The organism is Martelella alba, from assembly GCF_006516955.1.
GTDB lineage: Bacteria > Pseudomonadota > Alphaproteobacteria > Rhizobiales > Rhizobiaceae > Martelella > Martelella alba.
This window is the reverse complement of record NZ_VHLG01000001.1, coordinates 586,989-604,911: the sequence shown is the minus strand read 5'-3', so window position 1 is coordinate 604,911 and position 17,923 is coordinate 586,989. Positions and strand designations below refer to the sequence as shown.

The window sequence follows — 17,923 nt, the reverse complement described above, 5'->3', positions numbered from 1 at the left end:
GTACGAGATGAGTTTTACCTATTGGGTCCTGGCGATCGTGGTGATCGGCATCGCCGTGTTTTTCTTCATGTCGCGCAAGAGCGAGAAGAAGGTCAGCGAAGACAGTCTTTCTGCCGACGACGCCAATGGCTGGGCCAAGCGTGAATTTGGCCGGGCTTTCCCAGATGACAAGGTCGATGACGTGATCTGCAACAGCGATATGGATGCGTTTTTCCTGAAGCTTCATGACGGCCATATCGGCATGTATCGTTCCAAGCGCGGTCATGGTCAGGCGGCGAAGCTTGAGCAGCGTGATTACCGCCTTCGTGCCTTGCCTGAGCCGAACGGTCTTCAGGTCGATCTGCCTGAGAAGGATTTCTTCAGCGGTAACTATTTCTTTGAAACAGAGAAACAGGCGGCCGAGGTTTCAACCTGGCTGCTGAACGGCCGCTGATTCGCTGAGGCGCAAGACGAACAAGCCGGGCATTGCCCGGCACGGATTGCTGACAAAGTCATTCAGCTTGTCTGTTTGGGGTGGAATGGCCATCGCCTCCGTCGTCATCCCCGTGCTTGTCACGGGGATCCATACTCTTAAGGATTTGAATAGGCGGAGTCTTTCGCCGCGCGGACGCGCGTCGGCTGGATGCCTGTGACAAGCACAGGCATGACTTCAGAGAAGGGGTTAGGGTTTGTAAGTAATCTGAAGCCGGGCATTGCCCGGCTCTTGTCGTTGCTACTGGCGGTGTTGGCTGCTCAGCTCTTCAGCCAGGCGGCGCAGTCGTTAAGGGCGCGTTGGGCCAGAAGACGTTTTTTCACGACGCCCTTTTCCTTGCCGCGCGGTTTTTTGCCCGTCTCCGGGTCGATCAGGGCGCCGGGCTCCAGCTCGGGAAACAGGCCGAAATTCACATTCATCGGCTGGAAGGAGCGCTTGCCTGTTTCTTCCTCATGGGAAAGATGGCCACCGGTAACATGGCCGAGAAGGGCGCCGAGCGCGGTGGTCGGCGGTGGCGTGACAGGCGTTTTGCCGAGCCGTTGGGCGGCGGCGAATCGCCCTGCCAGAAGGCCGATACTGGCGCTTTCCACATAGCCTTCGCAGCCGGTGATCTGTCCGGCAAAGCGCAGGCCGGGCCGGCCCTTCAGCTGCAATGTGTGGTCAAGTAGCGTCGGAGAATTGAGATAGGTATTGCGGTGCAGGCCGCCGAGACGGGCGAATTCGGCATTTTCAAGCCCCGGAATCATCTTGAAGATGTCTTTCTGGGCGCCATAGCGCAGCTTGGTCTGGAAGCCGACCATGTTGTAGAGCGTGCCGAGCGCATTATCCTGGCGCAGCTGCACCACGGCATAGGGCTTGACGGTCGGGTTATGGGCGTTGGTCAGCCCCATTGGTTTCATCGGCCCCCAGCGCAGGGTCTCCCGGCCGCGTTCGGCCATAACCTCAATCGGCAGGCAGCCGTCGAAATAGGGCGTGCCTTCCCATTCCTTGAAGCCGGTCGTGTCGCCTGCAATCAGCGCATCGATGAAGGCATGATACTGCGCTTCGTCCATGGGGCAGTTGATATAGTCCTTGCCCGTTCCGCCCGGACCGACCTTGTCATAGCGCGACTGATACCACGCCTTGTCCATATCGACCGTCTCACGATAGATGATCGGCGCAATGGCATCGAAAAAGGCGAGGGCTTCCTTGCCGGTCTTCTCGCGGATAGATTCGGCAAGGGCAGGTGCGGTGAGGGGGCCGGTGGCGATAATGGCCTGATCCCAGTCCTCCGGCGGTAGGGCGGTGATTTCCTCGCGCTCGATCGTGACGAGCGGATGGGCCATGAGTCTGGCCGTTACCGCATCGGAAAAGCCGTCGCGATCGACCGCCAGCGCGCCGCCGGCGGGAACCTGGTGCGCATCGGCTGCGGCCATGATCAGGGAGCCAGCAAGGCGCATTTCGGCGTGGATCACGCCGACGGCATTGCTGGTAGCGTCATCCGAGCGGAATGAATTGGAACAGACAAGTTCGGCAAGACCGTCCGTCTTGTGGGCTGCAGTCTCGCGTATGCCGCGCATTTCATGAAGAATCACGGGGATACCGGCATTTGCGATCTGCCAAGCCGCTTCCGATCCGGCGAGCCCGCCGCCGATTACATGAATGGGCGCGTTTTTCATTTCTTCAGCCATTGGGTTGCTCTGTTAACTTTAGGTTCTGAACGCGAATATGCTCCGCGGTCTTTTGCGGCGTGCCGCTGCAGATCGTGCGGCGCGGCTAGTTCCAGTGAATTGTCGCAAGGCAATGCCAGATTTGCTGGCCTGCGTCGAGGCAAATCGGCCAGAGGCAATGTTTGCCGGCAGTGCGCTGGGAGAAAGCCTGCCCGGACTTCGCCTTTTCTTCGTCAAAGGCCTGTCACACTGGACCTGCTAAATTCCAGGTGTCGAAAATTTGCATTCGTCAAGCTATTGCATGCCTTCCAACGTCATCTAATAATGGCCGAGGAAGGATCCCTCGATTTGTTGACTCACCTTGTCTTGTTTTTCCGTCGGGAAAATTTCACGGTTAAATGGACGCGGTTTTCGAAATGCTTGATTTAGGTCATGTGCCAGAAAATTGCGCTGGGTCATAAAACAAATCGATTTAACTGCCAATTTGATTTCGAAAAGGGGAAATCGAGATGGAACAGATTGTGCCTGATGCCGCCAAGAATGTGCTTGGTGCTGAAGAGCTGGATCTGATTAACAGGTATTGGGCTGCGGCCAACTACCTTTCGGTCGGTCAGATCTATCTCATGGACAACCCGCTTCTGCGCACGCCGCTGAAGGATACCGACGTAAAGCCGCGCCTGCTTGGCCATTGGGGCACCACGCCGGGTCTCAACTTTATCTATGTGCATCTGAACCGCGTCATCAAGGCGCATGATGCCAGCATGATTTACATCTGCGGCCCCGGCCATGGCGGTCCTGGCCTGGTAGCCAACGCTTATCTCGATGGCACCTATACGGAAGTCTATCCGAATATCACGGAAGACGAATCCGGCATGCAGAAGCTGTTCAAGCAGTTCTCGTTCCCCGGCGGTATCCCCAGCCATGTCGCGCCGGAAACGCCCGGTTCGATCCATGAAGGTGGTGAACTTGGTTATGCGCTGGTTCACGCCTATGGCGCTGCCTATGACAACCCGGATCTGATCGTTGCCTGCGTTGTTGGCGACGGTGAAGCCGAAACCGGCCCGCTTGCCGCATCGTGGCATTCGAACAAGTTCCTGAACCCGATCAATGACGGCGCGGTTCTGCCGATTCTCCACCTCAACGGCTACAAGATCGCCAATCCGACGATCCTTGCCCGCATGAGCAAGAAGGATCTGACCGACCTGTTCCAGGGTTATGGCTATGAGCCCTTCTATGTCGAAGGCAATGACCCGGAATATATGCATCAGCGCATGGCCGAGGTCATGGATGAGTGCTACGCACGCATTCGCGAGATCCAGGAAGCAGCCCGCGCCGAAGGCGCCGTTTATGAAATGCCGCGTTGGCCGATGATCATCCTGCGCAGCCCCAAGGGCTGGACCGGGCCGAAATTCGTCGACAACAAGAAATGCGAAGATTTCTGGCGTTCGCACCAGGTTCCGATTGCCGAAGCCCGTCAGGATGTCGCACACCGCGAACAGCTGCAGGAATGGCTGGAAAGCTATGAGCCGAAGACGCTGTTTGATGATAACGGCAAGCTGCTTCCCGAGCTGGCTGCGCTGACGCCTGAAGGCGACCTTCGCATGAGCGCAAACCCGCACACCAATGGCGGTATCCTGCGCAAGGAACTGAATATGCCGAACTTCCGCGATTTCGCGGTAGACGTCACGCAGCGCGGCGAAATTCAGACATCGGCTACCAAACATCTCGGCCTTCTGCTGCGCGAAGTGCTTCGCCTGAATGCCGATGAGCGCAATTTCCGCATCATGGGCCCCGACGAAACCGCTTCGAACCGCCTGCAGGATGTGTTCGATGTCACGGATCGCGTCTGGATGGCAGAAGTCAAGGACTATGACGAGCATGTCGCCCGCGACGGCCGCGTCATGGAAGTGCTCAGCGAGCATCTGTGCCAGGGCTGGCTTGAAGGCTACTTGCTGACCGGCCGCCATGGCTTCTTCTCGTGCTATGAAGCCTTCATTCACATCATCGATTCGATGTTCAACCAGCATGCCAAGTGGCTGAAGACGACCCGTCATATCGAATGGCGCAAGCCGGTTTCGTCGCTGAACTATCTGCTGACATCGCATGTGTGGCGTCAGGACCACAACGGCTTCAGCCATCAGGATCCGGGCTTTATCGACCATGTAGTCAACAAGAAGGCCGACGTCGTCCGCACTTATTTCCCGCCGGATGCCAACACGCTTCTGGTTATCGGTGATCACGTGCTGAAGACCTATGACCGCGTCAACGTCATCGTTGCCGGCAAGCAGCCGCAGCCGCAATGGCTGACCATCGACGAAGCCATCATCCATTGCGACAAGGGCATGGGTGAATGGAAGTGGGCCAGCAATGTTCCCGAAGGTGAAGAACCCGATGTGGTCCTCGCCAGTGCCGGTGACGTTCCGACCCTTGAAATGATGGCTGCTGTTGATCTGCTTCGCGAACAGCTTCCGGAACTGAAGGTCAAGGTGGTCAATGTTGTCGACCTGATGGCCCTGCAGCCGAAGGAAGAGCATCCGCATGGCGTTCGTGACGAAGTGTTCGACGAACTCTTCACCACCACCAAGCCGGTCATCTTTGCCTATCATGGCTATCCGTGGCTGATCCACCGCCTGGCCTATCGCCGTCACAACCACAACAACATCCATGTACGTGGCTATGTTGAAGAGGGAACGACGACAACTCCGTTCGACATGGTTGTGCAGAACCGTCTCGACCGGTACCATCTGGCCATGGACGCGATTGAGCGTGCCGGTGGGTTCGGTGAAAAAGGTGCGGCCGCTTTGAGCTATTTCAAAGCGATGCGTGAAAAACACCACAATTATGTCCGCGAGCATGGACAGGACATGCCGGAAATTCTTGGATGGCGCTGGCCCTATCCCAAGGCCTAACCATCTCGTTTGAAGCCTGCGCACCGCATTGGGATCCCCCAGGCGGTGCGCTCCCAATTTTCGGATCAAAAAATATGAATGGCACAATTCTGGCTCTGAATGCCGGGTCTTCCAGCCTCAAATTTCGCCTTTACAAGGTGTTGCCTGGAGACCAGTTCGAACTCGTTCTGCGCGGCCAGTTCGACGGCGTCAACGAGAACCCGCACCTTGCCGTGAAAGAAGCGAGCGGTAAGGTTATCTGCAATTTCGATCTCCAGATCGGCGAGCATATGCAGGAAGACATGCTCGAACGGATCTTCGAGGTCATCAAGCCTTACATTGCCAATGCGCCGCTTCTGGGTGTCGGGCACCGCGTTCTGCATGGCGGTGGCCGTTTTGCCGAGCCCGTCCTTCTCGATGACGAGATCGTTTCCTATCTTGAAGAGCTCATTCCCATGGGGCCGCTGCACCAGCCGGCAAACCTTGCCTCGGTGAAGCTGTTCCGCCGCATTCGTCCCGATTTACCGCAGATCGCCTGCTTCGACACGGCTTTCCACGTCAATATCGATGAACGCGCTGCCCGTTATCCGATCCCGCTGGAATATGAAGCCAAGGGCTATCGCCGATTCGGTTTTCATGGCCTCTCCTACACTTATATCGCCGAGCGCCTGCGCGAGATCTCCGAATATCTGGTGCGCAAGAGGACAGTTGTAGCCCATTTGGGTAGCGGTTCTTCCATGTGTGCCATGCGTGATGGCAAGGCCATCGACACGACCATGGGCCTGACGCCGCTTGGGGGCCTGATGATGGGCACCCGTTCGGGCACCGTCGACCCCGGCCTCGTGCTGACGCTGATGGAGAAGGAAAATCTGTCGCCCGCCGATATCAAGCACATGCTCTATTACAAGTCCGGTCTGCTTGGTGTTTCAGGCATTTCCGGCGATCTGCGCGTGCTGATGGAAAGCGACCACCCGAACGCCAAGAAGGCGATCGACCTGTTCGTCTTCCGCGCCTGCCGTGAATTGTCGATCATGGTTGCCACGATGGGCGGTATTGAAAGCCTGGTCTTCTCGGCTGGCATTGGTGAAAATTCTGCTCCGATCCGCAAGATGATCTGCGATCGTATCGGCTGGCTTGGCGTTCAGATTGATGACGAAGCCAATAATGCCAATGCCGAGATCATTTCCTCGCCGGAAAGCCGCGTTGAAATCCGCGTCATTCCGACGGATGAGGAAATCATTCTGGCCAAGCAGACAGCCCGCATCGTTTCCGAGCTCGATGCCGCCAAGCAGAGCGCTGTTGCCTGATCTTGTGTGAGCCGGCTTCTCCCAGGCCGGCTGGAATGATCGAATTGAAGTGCTGCCCGCGATCTCCCAAGCGCGGGCAGCATTTTTTGTAACTGGCGGCAAAAATCAGCTTCCCCGCATATGATCAGGCGACGGCTGTGCGTTTGATACAGATGACGCGCTTTGAGGCCTATCGCCTGGCCGGAAAAGACTGCGGTCAACCGCCTGCGTTGAGAGGGATACCCGGATCGATTTTCGGACGGGCGCAGGATCGGTTCAGGTCGTTGTTTGCGCTTTTGTTCTCGGGCGCTGCGCCAAGTCTCCTGAGACCGTCATATCGAAAGTCAGGCTTGCAGCGATGTTTTATCGGTTGTTTTGCAATGCGAGCCTTTCTCGCGGCACGCGTTGTCTCCACGGGTGTTTCAGGAAGAATTTCATGAAGCTGCCGAATATCTGGCAAATTCGAAATATAATTCAATTTAAGATTATCAATAATTCAAATGCAAATTTATATTTGCGTTTTAAAATATTTATATCTGAATAGGTGAAATATATAAAATAAATTAAATTTATCTATTTTATTATATTTGGCTCAGCAGCAATATTGTCAATCATTATCTGACTGTAAAGGAGCTAAATATGAGTATTGGTGTTGGAGGAATTTTTTCATTGTACCGGCGGAGTTCTGTCGGTACGCCAGCGACGCCCGGTCGCGCAGCGCGAAATCAAGAGAGGTTGAACCGGGGGCTGGTTGCTCATTATCGGGCTATGATAAATGGCTCGGGCCGGCGCGCTGCGCAAAATGGCGGACAGGGCATGGCTGGTCCCTATGCGGAAGGTCAGCGTGCAGCTTCTCGCGGCCGCACTCCGACCGCGCCGCCGCCGTCATATGAAGAAGCCGTCGCTGCAGGTGCCGGGCAGGGGAGCCGGCCGCCGTCATATGAAGAAGCGGTCGCGGCTGGTGCCGGGCGGGAAACCGCGCCACCGTCTTATGCAGAGGCGATGGCGTCTTCTGACGCTGCGCAATCGACGCAGACCATCGGCGGCAGGCTCGAAACGACTGTGTAACCATTCGGCCTCTTCACGACAGAACGTCTTGCCGGACAGTGCGATATGCGCCGTGTTAGGGTGCTGTCTGCGCGCTGTCCGGGCTGGGGTCCGTCTTGTTGAGGCCTGCGGGCCTCGGCATCAGGCTGGTTGAACGAGATTGGCCATCAGCCTGAAGGCGCCTGGAACGAGTTTATCCATCTGATGGTGGAGAACGAGACTTGTATGGGTGTGGCGCCCTTTGCTGATGCGGCCTGAAATGAGGGCGCCAAGCAAGGCCTGCTCCTCCGGGTCATGCATGGCCATAAGCGGCGTATAGGCTGCGTCCCAGGTGGATGCGAAATAGAGGCCGCGTTCCTTGTCCCAACCTTTCCAGTCATCCGGTCCTATGCGGTTGGGTCCGGTGACAAGCGGATGGTTCGGGTCGAGGATGCGCACTTCAGCATTGGGATCGGTTACGCGCCAGCGGAGCGATGGCGTGCCGATCTTGATGGGGCGCGGCGGGACTGTTTGCGGGTCCCAGCCATCCGAAGGGCGATGGTAGAGTGTCACCAGATGGCCGCCATCTTCGACATAGCGGTGCAACCGCATCGTTGCAGCGGCCAGATCCGGCCGTGTGCCGAAGGCGAAAATACCAACAACGATTGCTGTATAGTGCGACAGGTCGCCGCCAAGGGCGGTGGCATCAAGCTCGGTGACGTCAAGCCCCATGCGTTTCAGCCAGAGACCGACCCGGTCCGCACCGCCGCCAATATAGCCAATCCGTGCAGCCTCGGGCAGTTTCAGGTCAAGCGACAGAACCTTCAGCACTTCCGGCCGGATGAAGCGGGTGCGGCCGATATGCGGATAGGCGATTGGCGCGATATTGGCGGCGGGGCTGCCGGCCACCAGCGGGCTGATTTCGACAAGTCCTGCGGCAAGATCTTTCGGTGGGCTGATGGCAAAGCCGGTCTCCGTGCCTGCAATCATCCAGCCGGGCGGTGGATCGAAGGTGAGGTTTGCCGCATTCCAGGCTGGGCCGGAGAGTTCTGCGCTGAAGGTGATACTTCCGGGGATATTCTCCGTCGCGATCAGCAGGGCTTCCGGTTTCAGTGTCAGTGAATTCGCCGGAGCCACGGCAAGCGGAGTTTCCAGATCATAGTGTGCACTGACCACGCGGCCGGAAACGGTGCCTGAAAGTCTGATGCTGACCGGACCATTGCCGCCCATCGATGACCAGGCCGCAGCGTATTGTCTGGAAAGCGGTGCGCTTTGTGTGGCGGAAAGGGTGAATTCAAACGTCTCGCCGACCTGTTCGGTCCGGGTCACACTGATGCCTTGTGGCAAGAGCGGTGTGATTTCAAAATCGCGCATGTCGCGCTCGTTGACAATCACTGAAAGCGTGGCGACCCCGTCCGGGGCGATGGTCTCGCAGTCCATATAGGCTTTAAAGAACAAGGCCTCGCATTCGAAGATTGCGGCATCGATCTCGGCAAGTTTGCGCTTCAGGCGATGTCCGTGCGCTTCCGTCATCGGTGCCGAGGCGAGTGCCAGTGCATTTTCGATATGTGCTGCGGCCTCGCCCAGCCTGGCAATGATGGAAGTCTTGTCGGGAAAGGCGGCAATAGCCCCGGCGATTGCATCATCGGCGGCGGTCAGTGCCTGTTCGACGTCTCGATCTCCCATTGAAAGATCGGCGAGCGAAGTCGGCAGATCGTCGGTAATCGTCTGTTCCGCGCGCGGCCCGGCAGGGCCGATTTTCAGGTGTAGCGGCCAGATATCATAGGCGGAATCCGGCCAGCGACCCATGCCCTGCGAGGCATGGTAATAGCGCGACCATTCGCCGATGCGCGTATAGGCGGCCCCGGTTGCTGCATCCAGCTCAGGCGCTGCAACCACAAGGGTTTCCGGCGGTGGTGGCAGGTCGTCATCATAGGTTCCGCCTGCACCCGAAACGGCGGGAAGGTAGTATTTTGCGACCGTCCAGGGGGCGAGGCCTTCAGCAAAATGCTCCGGGAAGGCTTTGTCATCGGCGGCCAGCGCAATCGCGGTTTCTGCCGCGCGCGTCATGGCGCGGTGATGGCCGTGCTGGCCGGGCACATCGAGAAAGGTCGGCACGACGATATCCGGCTTTTCAAGGCGATAGGCACGCACAAGACGCTCGACAATGCGTTCCTCGCCCCAGCGGCCGAACGTGCCGTCGCCATCCTTGGAAAAGCCGAAATCATGTACCGGATCATCAGGGCCGTGACCGAGCCAGTGAATATCGGCATCAAGTTCGCGCGCTGCCTCTTCCATCTCCCGGGTTCTGAGCACACCCAGTGCGCCGATCCGCTCGGGACCGAGCACATTCTGCCCGCCTTCGCCGCGGGTCGAGCAGGCAACAATCACCCGCATGCCGAGTCCGAGGCTGAGATAGGCCAGAAGTGCGGAATTCTCGTCATCCGGATGGGCGCCGGTATTCATCATTGTCAGCGGCGATTTTAACCGCATGAGAGCACGGTAGAGGCGGATCAGAGCCGGTGAGGCCTTCTGGCGTTCAATGCGTTCGCGCGGTGAGAGCATGGGTTCCCCGTCTAAAATGCCACCTCTTGGCCGGGCGGCGACGTTTCCAGTTTAGGTGTCAGGATTTCGAAAAGCGGCATCGCGGCTGCGCCGAGCGCGGCCGTATACTGGCCGGTCGTGCCGCGCATGACGCGTGGCAGGGCGCGCGAGCGGCGACCGGCAACCGACAGCGGCAGATGCGACAGGCGGTCCAGCAGTGCATCGATCAGCCGGTCGGAAAGTGCGCCACCGAAGATCACCGTCTCGGGATCGAGGATGTTCTCCAGGAGGGCGACCATGGTGGAAAGGTGCTCGGCGGCCTCGTCCAGCCATTCGGTGATGATCGGGTCGGCGGCGTCGTAAAGCGCCTCGATCTGGTCGATCAGCGGCCGCGGCCGGCCGGCCGTGTCGAATTTTTCGTGAAGCGCATGAACCGAGGCGTAACGCTCGAGGCAGCCATGCTGGCCGCAGGGGCAGAGCCTGCCTTTTGGCATCACCATGACATGGCCGATCTCGCCGGCATTGCCGAAGGCGCCGCGATAGGGCGCGCCCTCCTGAATCATGCCAAGGCCAAGGCCGGTACCGAAATAGATCATGCAGAAATTCGAGACGGTGCGGCCGACGCCGAATAGCCGCTCGCCGACGGCCGCGGCATTGGCGTCATTTTCGAGGATCACCGGGTGGCCGCAGGCGGCCTCAAGTTCAGCCCTCACATCCAGGCCCGCCCAGCCGGGCAGGGTTGTCGGACCGACAAAACTCATGCCCTCAATGCCGAAAGGGCCCGGCATGACGACTCCCACGCCCATCAAGGGGGATTGCATGGCGCCTTTGGCGCGCTCGACCTCGGCTGCGAACACGGGCAGGCATTGCTGCGGTGTCGTGTCAGCCAGCGCGATCATGCGGCGATAACGCACGACGCCGGTCAGATCGAGCACCGTCGTCACCATCTGGTCAGTGGCGATCTCGACGCCGATGGTTGCAGCGCCTTCGGGATTGACAGCGAACTGGATTGGCGGCTGGCCGCGCCCGGAACGCCTGCGTCCGGTATTCATCAAAAGGTTATCGCTGACGAGTTCATCGACGATATTGGCAACCGCCTGTGCTGTCAGCTGGGTCAGGCGGGCAATCTCCATGCGCCCCAGCATGCCGTTCTGGCGCACGATATCCAGCACGACGCGGCGGTTATGCTCGCGGTTGCGTTCAGGATTGTTGCCAATGGCAAATTGCGGTTGAGGCGGCAGTCTCTCGTTCATCGCTGTTCCGTTTCGCTATGCCCTGCAGTGTGATTTGGCTCCGTTCTATCGTCAATAGATTAATTCAATTAGATTATGTTATTGACAAAGCCGTGAAGTCGGGCAACCGTAAAGTGCGAGCGGAGGGACGAAACAGGATCGCTCGAATGAGGCAAGCGGAAAACCGCGCCTTTTCAAAAACAAATGATCAACGGCTGTCATCCGTCGCGGTGAGCGGCCAAACGGGAACAATGCCCGCAGGCTTTTGCCGCGGGAAGCGGAGAAGATTATGCGCAAAGCGACCCTTTTCGCTGGCCTGGTGGCCGGCATCAGCATGCTGTCCGTCAGCGCGGCCAATGCTGTCGAGATCGAATACTGGCAGTATATCTATGAGACTCGTGTCAAGGCGATGGACCAGCTGATCGAGAATTTCGAGGCGGCCAATCCGGACATTACCGTCAAGCAGGTGACCTTCCCCTATGCCGATTACCAGACCCGTATTGTCGCGGCCAATATGGCCGGCAAGGGCCCGGATGTGATGCAGCTTTTCTATGGCTGGCTGGACAAGTTCAAGGCTGGCGGCCTTTTGCAGCCGCTGCCGGAGGATATGTTCCCGCAGGCTGAAATCGAGAAGGATTTCTTCCCGATCGTCACGGCGATGAAGCGCGACGGTGAATATTACGGCCTGCCGACGGCCGTGCGTTCACTGGCGCTGTTCTACAACAAGAAACTGTTTGAGGAAAACGGTCTCGACCCGAGCGCACCGCCGCAGACGCTGGACGACATGGTTTCGGCTGCCAAGTCGATCGTGAAATATGATGATGCTGGCAATATCACCACCGAGGGCATGGCGCTCGATATGGGTGGTCAGGATCACCAGTGGTGGCGTGAGGTTCTGGTGCGCCAGTATGGCGGCGTTCCCTATACGGATGACTACAGGAAGGTCACCTATGACAGCCCGGAAGGCACCGCAGCCTTGCAGTTTTACACTGACCTGCAGCTGAAGGAAAAGATCGGCCAGTCCGGCTTCATGGATGAGGCCCAGGCAGCCTTCAAGGGCGGCAAGGCCGGCATGACCATTGACGGCACGTTCCGTCTGGGCACATTCGGTCAAATCACTGATTTCGACTGGGGCGTCACCGAACTGCCTGCCAATGCTGATGGCACGCGGTCCAATTATGCCAGCTATTTTGCCAATGGCATCGGCGCCAAGGTGGAGGGTGAAAAGCTGGAAGCAGCGGAAAAATTCCTCACCTATCTGAGCTCGCCGGAAGCCATGCAGATCTGGCTGAAGACGGTTGGCGAACTGCCGGCGCGGCGCGAAGCAGCGCTTACCGAGGAAAATCTCGCCAATCCGATCTATGCACCGTTCCTCAAGGGGCTGGATTATGCCCATACGACACTGTTCGTCGATGAGGCGGGGCAGCGCCAGGTGGCGATCGATATGGCGAACCGGGTTCTGCTCGATGGCCAGTCGCCGGCTGACAGCATTGCCGAAGCCGCCAAGGCCGAACAGGCCATCATTGATGAAGCCCAGTAATGGCTGAGCGGTAAAAGCCATGCCGGAACAGGCCAGGATAACCAAGGGGGCGGCAGCGGGCCGCCCCGGCGGGACCGCGTTCAGCGACCGCTTTTCAATGCATACGAAGCGCCTCGTCTGGGTCTGGAGTTTCCTGGCGCTTCCGGTTCTGTTTTACGCCATCATCCGGTTCTATCCGACCATCGACGCTTTCCGGCTGTCGCTGACGGACTGGGATCTGATGCGCAAGCCGAAATTCATCGGTTTTGAAAATTACGCCAAGCTGTTTGCCGATCCGAAATTCTGGCAGGTGTTCAAAAACACCTTTGCCTATCTGATCTTCGGAACGCCGATCTCGCTGGTGCTGTCTTTCACCATCGCCTTCTTTCTCGACCGGGTGCGTTTTGGCCACGGTTTCATCCGTGCGCTCTATTTCCTGCCCTATCTGACGACGGCTGCCGCCATGGCCTGGGTCTGGCGCTGGTTCTATCAGCCGGCGCCAATCGGCATCATCAATGATGTGCTTGGCCTTTTGGGGATCCCTCAGCAGCCTTTCCTGCGTTCCACCAGCCAGGCCTTGCCAGCAATCATGGTGACGGCGATCTGGGCCGGGCTTGGCTTTCAGATCATCATTTTCATGGCCGGGCTCAGGGCCATTCCGACGACCTTTTACGAAGCGGCCCGGATTGACGGGCTCGGCGAATGGGCGATCCTGCGGAAGATCACGCTACCGCTTTTAAAGCCGACGACGGTCTTCCTTGTCGTCATGTCGTCGATCGCCTTTCTGCGGATCTTCGATCAGGTCTACAACATGACCAGCAATGATCCCGGCGGGCCGCTTGGCTCCACCAAGCCGCTGGTGTTGATGATCTACCAGACGGCATTCTCGTCCTATCAGATGGGTTATGCCGCAGCGCAGACCGTTGTTCTTTTCACCATTCTTCTGGTGATCTCGCTTTTGCAGCTCTGGATATTGAGGGACAAGTCATGACCGACACAGCCCGCACAGACGCGTTCTCCCGTTATCGGTCGCGAATGCGCCCCGGCCGCATTCTCGCCTGGACCCTGCTGCTGATTGGCGGGATCATCATGATCACGCCGCTCTTGTTCATGTTTTCCACCTCGCTGAAGCCGGGCGCGGATGTCTACGATCTGCGCCTCATTCCGGCACACCCGACCTTTGCCAACTATATCAAGGTGCTGACGGAAACCGCGTTTCTGCGCTGGTTCGTCAACTCGATGATTGTCGCTGTTGCCGTTACCTGCTCGAACGTGTTTTTCGACAGTCTCGTCGGCTACACGCTGGCGAAATTCCGGTTTCGCGGCCGCCGCTTCATCTTTCTGGCGATCCTGTCGACGCTGATGATCCCGACGGAAATGCTGGTCATTCCATGGTATCTGATGTCGGCCAATCTCGGCTGGCTCGACAGTTATTGGGGGATCATGTTTCCTGGCATGATGACCGGTTTCGGAACGTTCCTGATGCGACAGTTCTTTGAAGGCGTGCCGGATGATTTCATGGAAGCCGCGCGGGTCGATGGCCTCAATGAATTCGTCATCTGGTGGAAGATCGCCATGCCGCTTGTGGCACCGGCGCTCTCAGCACTCGCCATCTTCACCTTTCTCGGCAACTGGACGGCCTTTTTCTGGCCGCTGATCGTCACGACATCGAGCGAGCTTTATACGCTGCCGGTCGGGCTGTCCTCCTTTGCCGTCGAAGCCCAGATCCAGTGGGAGATGATCATGACGGGGGCGGCGATTGCCACCATTCCGACCCTGCTCGTCTTCCTCATTTTTCAGCGTTACATTGTGCGCGGCGTCATGCTCGCCGGCGTCAAGGGTTAAACCATGTCAGTCGATAATCCATCTTCCGGCGATACCAGCCGGTTTCCTGATCCTGTCTACAAGGAGACGCTGCTGAAGTCGCTTTTTGACGGGGCGAAGACCTATTTCGTCGAAGGCTTCCGCGCTATCGACCGGGCGCATCTGGTCATGCTGACCGAGACCGGCATCTTGTCACCCGGCCAAGCCGCAAGGATCGCAGATGCGCTGGTGGCGATCGATGCCGAGGTTGATCCGTCAAAGCTCGAATATACCGGCGAGGTGGAGGATTTCTTCTTTCTGATCGAAAAGGAACTGAAGTCCCGGCTGGGGGCCGACCTCGGCGGCAGGCTGCACACCGCGCGCTCACGCAATGATATCGACCATACGCTGTTCAAGCTGGCGCTGCGCGGCCGGATCGATCTGTTTCTCGGCAAGGCGGCAAAGCTGCTTGGCGCGATGATTGATACGGCGAAACGCGAAAAGGCGACGCTGATTGTTGCCTATACCCACGGACAACCGGCACAGCCGACAACCTTTGGTCATTATCTCGGTGCCGCCATCGAGGTCTTGATCCGTGACATGAAGCGCATGCTGGAAGCGCGTAAGATCGTTGATCTTTCTCCCATGGGGGCGGCGGCGATCACCACGTCGGGTTTTCCGATTAACCGTCAGCTCATGGCTTCATTGCTGGGTTTTGCCGCACCTTTGCGCAATTCCTACAGCTGCATTGCCGCTGTTGATTATACGACGGCGACCTATTCGGCGATCGAGCTGACCTTCCTTCATCTCGGTAGGCTGATTCAGGATTTTCAGTTCTGGACCAGTTTCGAGGTTTCGCAGCTCTACGTACCGAATGCGCTGGTGCAGATTTCGTCGATCATGCCGCAAAAGCGCAATCCAGTGCCGATTGAACATATGCGTCATTTGTCGAGCCAGACTGTTGGCCGGGCGCAATCCGTATTGACCATCATGCACAACACGCCCTTTACCGATATGAATGACAGCGAGGGTGAGACCCAGACGATGGGCTTTCAGACCTTCGACTGTGCTTTCCGGGTGCTGGATCTTCTGGCGGCCTTTATCGCGCAGGTAAAGGTCAACGGACCGCGTGTGGCGGCCAATCTCGACCGGTCCTGCATCACCATCACCGAGCTTGCCGATAGTCTGGTGCGCCGCGAGGGCCTATCCTTCCGCGTGGCGCATGAGATTGCCGCTGACGTGGCGCGCGCCGTCGTCAAGGCGGAAAGTTCTTTGACAGCAGAAGGTTACAAGCCCTTCCTGAAGGCATTTGAAGATCATGCCGGGCGGACTGCAACGCTGGATGAGGCCGCCTTCCGTGAGATTGTATCGCCGGAATATTTCGTGTCCGTGCGCAAGCGTTATGGTGGACCGGCCGCTGAACCGCTTGGCGAGGCGCTTGCGATTTATGACGGCGCACTTGGTGACTTCACCGACAAGATCGCGGCCAATCAGGCGCATGTCAAAGCTGCATCGGTCGAATTGGAAAAACGCTTTCAGGCATTGCGGGGAGAAGGGTAATGGCGGCGATCGAACTTCAAAAACTGGTCAAGCGCTATGAGAAGGTTGAAGCGGTTCACGGCATCGACCTGAAGATTGAAGATGGCGAGTTCGTTGTTTTTGTCGGCCCGTCCGGCTGCGGCAAGTCAACGACATTGCGGATGATTGCCGGGCTTGAGGAGATCTCCGGCGGCGATCTGGTCATTGGTGACGAGATCGTCAACGAGCGTGCACCCAAAGCGCGCAATATCGCCATGGTTTTCCAGAATTATGCAATCTATCCGCATCTGACCGTTAGGCAGAATATCGGTTTTGGTCTTTATACGGCGAAGATGACCAAGGCGGAGAAGAATGGCCGGATTGACGAGACCGCGAAAATCCTCGGTCTGAGCGAGCTTCTGGAACGCCGACCGGCAGCTTTGTCCGGCGGTCAGCGTCAGCGCGTTGCCATCGGCCGGGCGATGGTGCGCAATCCGTCGGCCTTCCTGTTCGATGAGCCGCTGTCCAATCTGGATGCCCAGCTTCGTGCCCAGATGCGTATTGAAATCAAGAAGTTGCATCAGGAACTGAAGACGACGACGGTTTATGTGACCCATGACCAGATCGAAGCGATGACCATGGCTGACCGGATCGTCGTCATGCGTGACGGCTATATTCTGCAGACCGGCACGCCGACCGAGCTTTATGAGGCGCCTGCGGATGTGTTTACGGCCCGCTTCATCGGTTCGCCGTCGATGAACATGCTGCCGGCGGCAACGCTTGGGGATGAGGGCCGGTCGCTTGCCGATGGCGGTGATATTCTGGTCGGCATTCGCTCGCATGATCTTCTGGTCGGCGCTGCGGGACCGGCAATCCTGACGCTTGAAGGCATGGTTGAAGCCGTTGAGCCGCTCGGTCCTGAGACAATGGTGCACCTTCTGGTCGGCGGCACGCCGGTCATCGCTACGTCACCCGGAAACCTGGCCCCAAAGGTTGGCAGCATTGTCACAGCAACGGTCGCGCCGGGCAAGCTCTATCTCTTTGATGCCAAAACCGAGAAAAGCCTGGGCCGCAAATGAACAGCGTGAATGACGATATGCAGGCGGTGCTCTGCGTCGGCAGGCTCTATTGCGATCTGATCTTCACCGGGATCGATCGTCTGCCGGTGCTCGGCCGTGAGGTTTTTGCCGATGATCTGACAATCGCTGCCGGCGGCGGGGCCTTTATTTCAGCGGCCCATCTGCGCGATCTTGGGCGTGATACGGCCATTGTCGCGCGGCTTGGCAATGACACGCTGTCAAAGGCGGTGGAACAGGAAATCGTTGTCCGCGACATCGAAACGGGGTTCATCGAACGTGCCTTTGACGCCGGACCGCAGATCACCGTTGCCTCGGTGATCGGCTCAGAGCGTGCCTTCCTGACCCGGCGGGCAGGGCGGGCAGAGCCTGAGACACTTGATGCGGCGCTTGCCTGGCCACGGGCCGGCCATCTTCATATCGCCGAATATGCAACGCTTGTTGAAATTCCGGATCTGGTATCGCGCGCCAAGCATGCGGGACTGACGGTCTCGCTCGATCCAAGCTGGGATGATGATCTGATCCGCGATCCGATGCTGATCGAAAAATGCAAGGGTGTCGATATCTTCCTGCCCAATCTTGAAGAAGCGCGTGAAATCACCGGGGAGGCGCAGGCCGAGGCGATGCGGGAGCATCTGGCACGCTATTTCCCCGTTGTTGCACTCAAGGCAGGGCCGTCGGGGGCACTTGTCGCGACCGACCAGGCGCGGCTGGCCGTACCGGCGGAAGAGGTGCGCGTGGTTGACACGACCGGTGCCGGAGATGCCTTCAATGCAGGCTTTATCGACAGCTGGATGCGCGGTGAGGCGATTGAGTCCTGTCTTGTTGCAGCCGTCCGGTCGGGAAGCCGGGCAGTGCAGGTGACCGGTGGCGCTGTCCCGCGGTAAGCCACGCAGCACGGTGGCTCAGG

The 17,923-nt window shown here is 58.2% G+C and carries 12 protein-coding genes; 9 read left to right on the top strand and 3 right to left on the bottom strand.

All coding sequences use genetic code 11. The features are described from left to right. The first annotated feature begins 7 nt into the window (after positions 1-7). Complete coding sequence (locus FJU08_RS02735; RefSeq protein ID WP_141147431.1) at positions 8-433, top strand: hypothetical protein; 426 nt, start codon at positions 8-10, stop codon at positions 431-433. Positions 434-732: 299 nt separating this feature from the next. Here the strand turns inward: FJU08_RS02735 and trmFO are convergent, their stop codons facing one another. Beyond that, complete coding sequence (gene trmFO, locus FJU08_RS02730) at positions 733-2,142, bottom strand: methylenetetrahydrofolate--tRNA-(uracil(54)-C(5))-methyltransferase (FADH(2)-oxidizing) TrmFO (RefSeq protein WP_141147430.1); 1,410 nt, start codon at positions 2,140-2,142, stop codon at positions 733-735. Positions 2,143-2,630: 488 nt separating this feature from the next. On the opposite strand from trmFO, the gene FJU08_RS02725 reads away from it, so the two are divergent. Together FJU08_RS02725 and FJU08_RS02720 are read left to right on the top strand one after the other, a co-directional pair. Continuing rightward, a complete protein-coding gene (locus tag FJU08_RS02725; RefSeq protein ID WP_141147429.1) occupies positions 2,631-5,030 on the top strand; it encodes a phosphoketolase family protein in 2,400 nt (799 codons plus the stop codon). A 74-nt stretch (positions 5,031-5,104) separates the two neighbouring features. After that, the gene (locus FJU08_RS02720) at positions 5,105-6,316 is read left to right on the top strand and encodes an acetate/propionate family kinase (protein ID WP_141147428.1); all 1,212 of its coding nucleotides are present in this window, start codon (positions 5,105-5,107) and stop codon (positions 6,314-6,316) included. Positions 6,317-7,483: 1,167 nt separating this feature from the next. Here the strand turns inward: FJU08_RS02720 and FJU08_RS02715 are convergent. Then, positions 7,484-9,886 (bottom strand): PIG-L family deacetylase, encoded by a 2,403-nt coding sequence (locus FJU08_RS02715; protein WP_141147427.1) that lies wholly within the window; start codon positions 9,884-9,886, stop codon positions 7,484-7,486. An 11-nt stretch (positions 9,887-9,897) separates the two neighbouring features. Continuing rightward, the gene (locus FJU08_RS02710; protein WP_141147426.1) at positions 9,898-11,118 is read right to left on the bottom strand and encodes an ROK family protein; all 1,221 of its coding nucleotides are present in this window, start codon (positions 11,116-11,118) and stop codon (positions 9,898-9,900) included. A gap of 268 nt (positions 11,119-11,386) precedes the next feature. Between FJU08_RS02710 and FJU08_RS02705 the strand changes: the two genes are divergently transcribed. The 6 genes from FJU08_RS02705 to FJU08_RS02680 all read left to right on the top strand — a co-directional run bounded on the left by FJU08_RS02705 (position 11,387) and on the right by FJU08_RS02680 (position 17,900). After that, entirely contained in the window at positions 11,387-12,637 is a 1,251-nt protein-coding gene (locus FJU08_RS02705; RefSeq protein ID WP_141147425.1) for an extracellular solute-binding protein, read from the top strand. 97 nt (positions 12,638-12,734) lie between these two features. Then, positions 12,735-13,607: a carbohydrate ABC transporter permease gene (locus FJU08_RS02700; RefSeq protein ID WP_407943668.1), complete on the top strand. Its 873-nt coding sequence runs from the start codon at positions 12,735-12,737 to the stop codon at positions 13,605-13,607. Beyond that, the gene (locus tag FJU08_RS02695) at positions 13,604-14,461 is read left to right on the top strand and encodes a carbohydrate ABC transporter permease (protein ID WP_141147423.1); all 858 of its coding nucleotides are present in this window, start codon (positions 13,604-13,606) and stop codon (positions 14,459-14,461) included. Before FJU08_RS02700 ends, FJU08_RS02695 begins: the two co-directional genes overlap by 4 nt. A 3-nt stretch (positions 14,462-14,464) precedes the next feature. Next, a complete protein-coding gene (gene argH / locus FJU08_RS02690; RefSeq protein WP_141147422.1) occupies positions 14,465-15,979 on the top strand; it encodes an argininosuccinate lyase in 1,515 nt (504 codons plus the stop codon). Then, positions 15,979-17,016: an ABC transporter ATP-binding protein gene (locus FJU08_RS02685; RefSeq protein ID WP_141147421.1), complete on the top strand. Its 1,038-nt coding sequence runs from the start codon at positions 15,979-15,981 to the stop codon at positions 17,014-17,016. The genes argH and FJU08_RS02685 overlap by 1 nt, the downstream gene beginning before the upstream one ends. Beyond that, positions 17,013-17,900 carry a carbohydrate kinase family protein gene (locus FJU08_RS02680; RefSeq protein ID WP_141147420.1) on the top strand — a complete coding sequence of 296 codons (888 nt, stop codon included), beginning with the start codon at positions 17,013-17,015 and terminating at the stop codon, positions 17,898-17,900. Before FJU08_RS02685 ends, FJU08_RS02680 begins: the two co-directional genes overlap by 4 nt. Positions 17,901-17,923 lie beyond the last annotated feature (23 nt).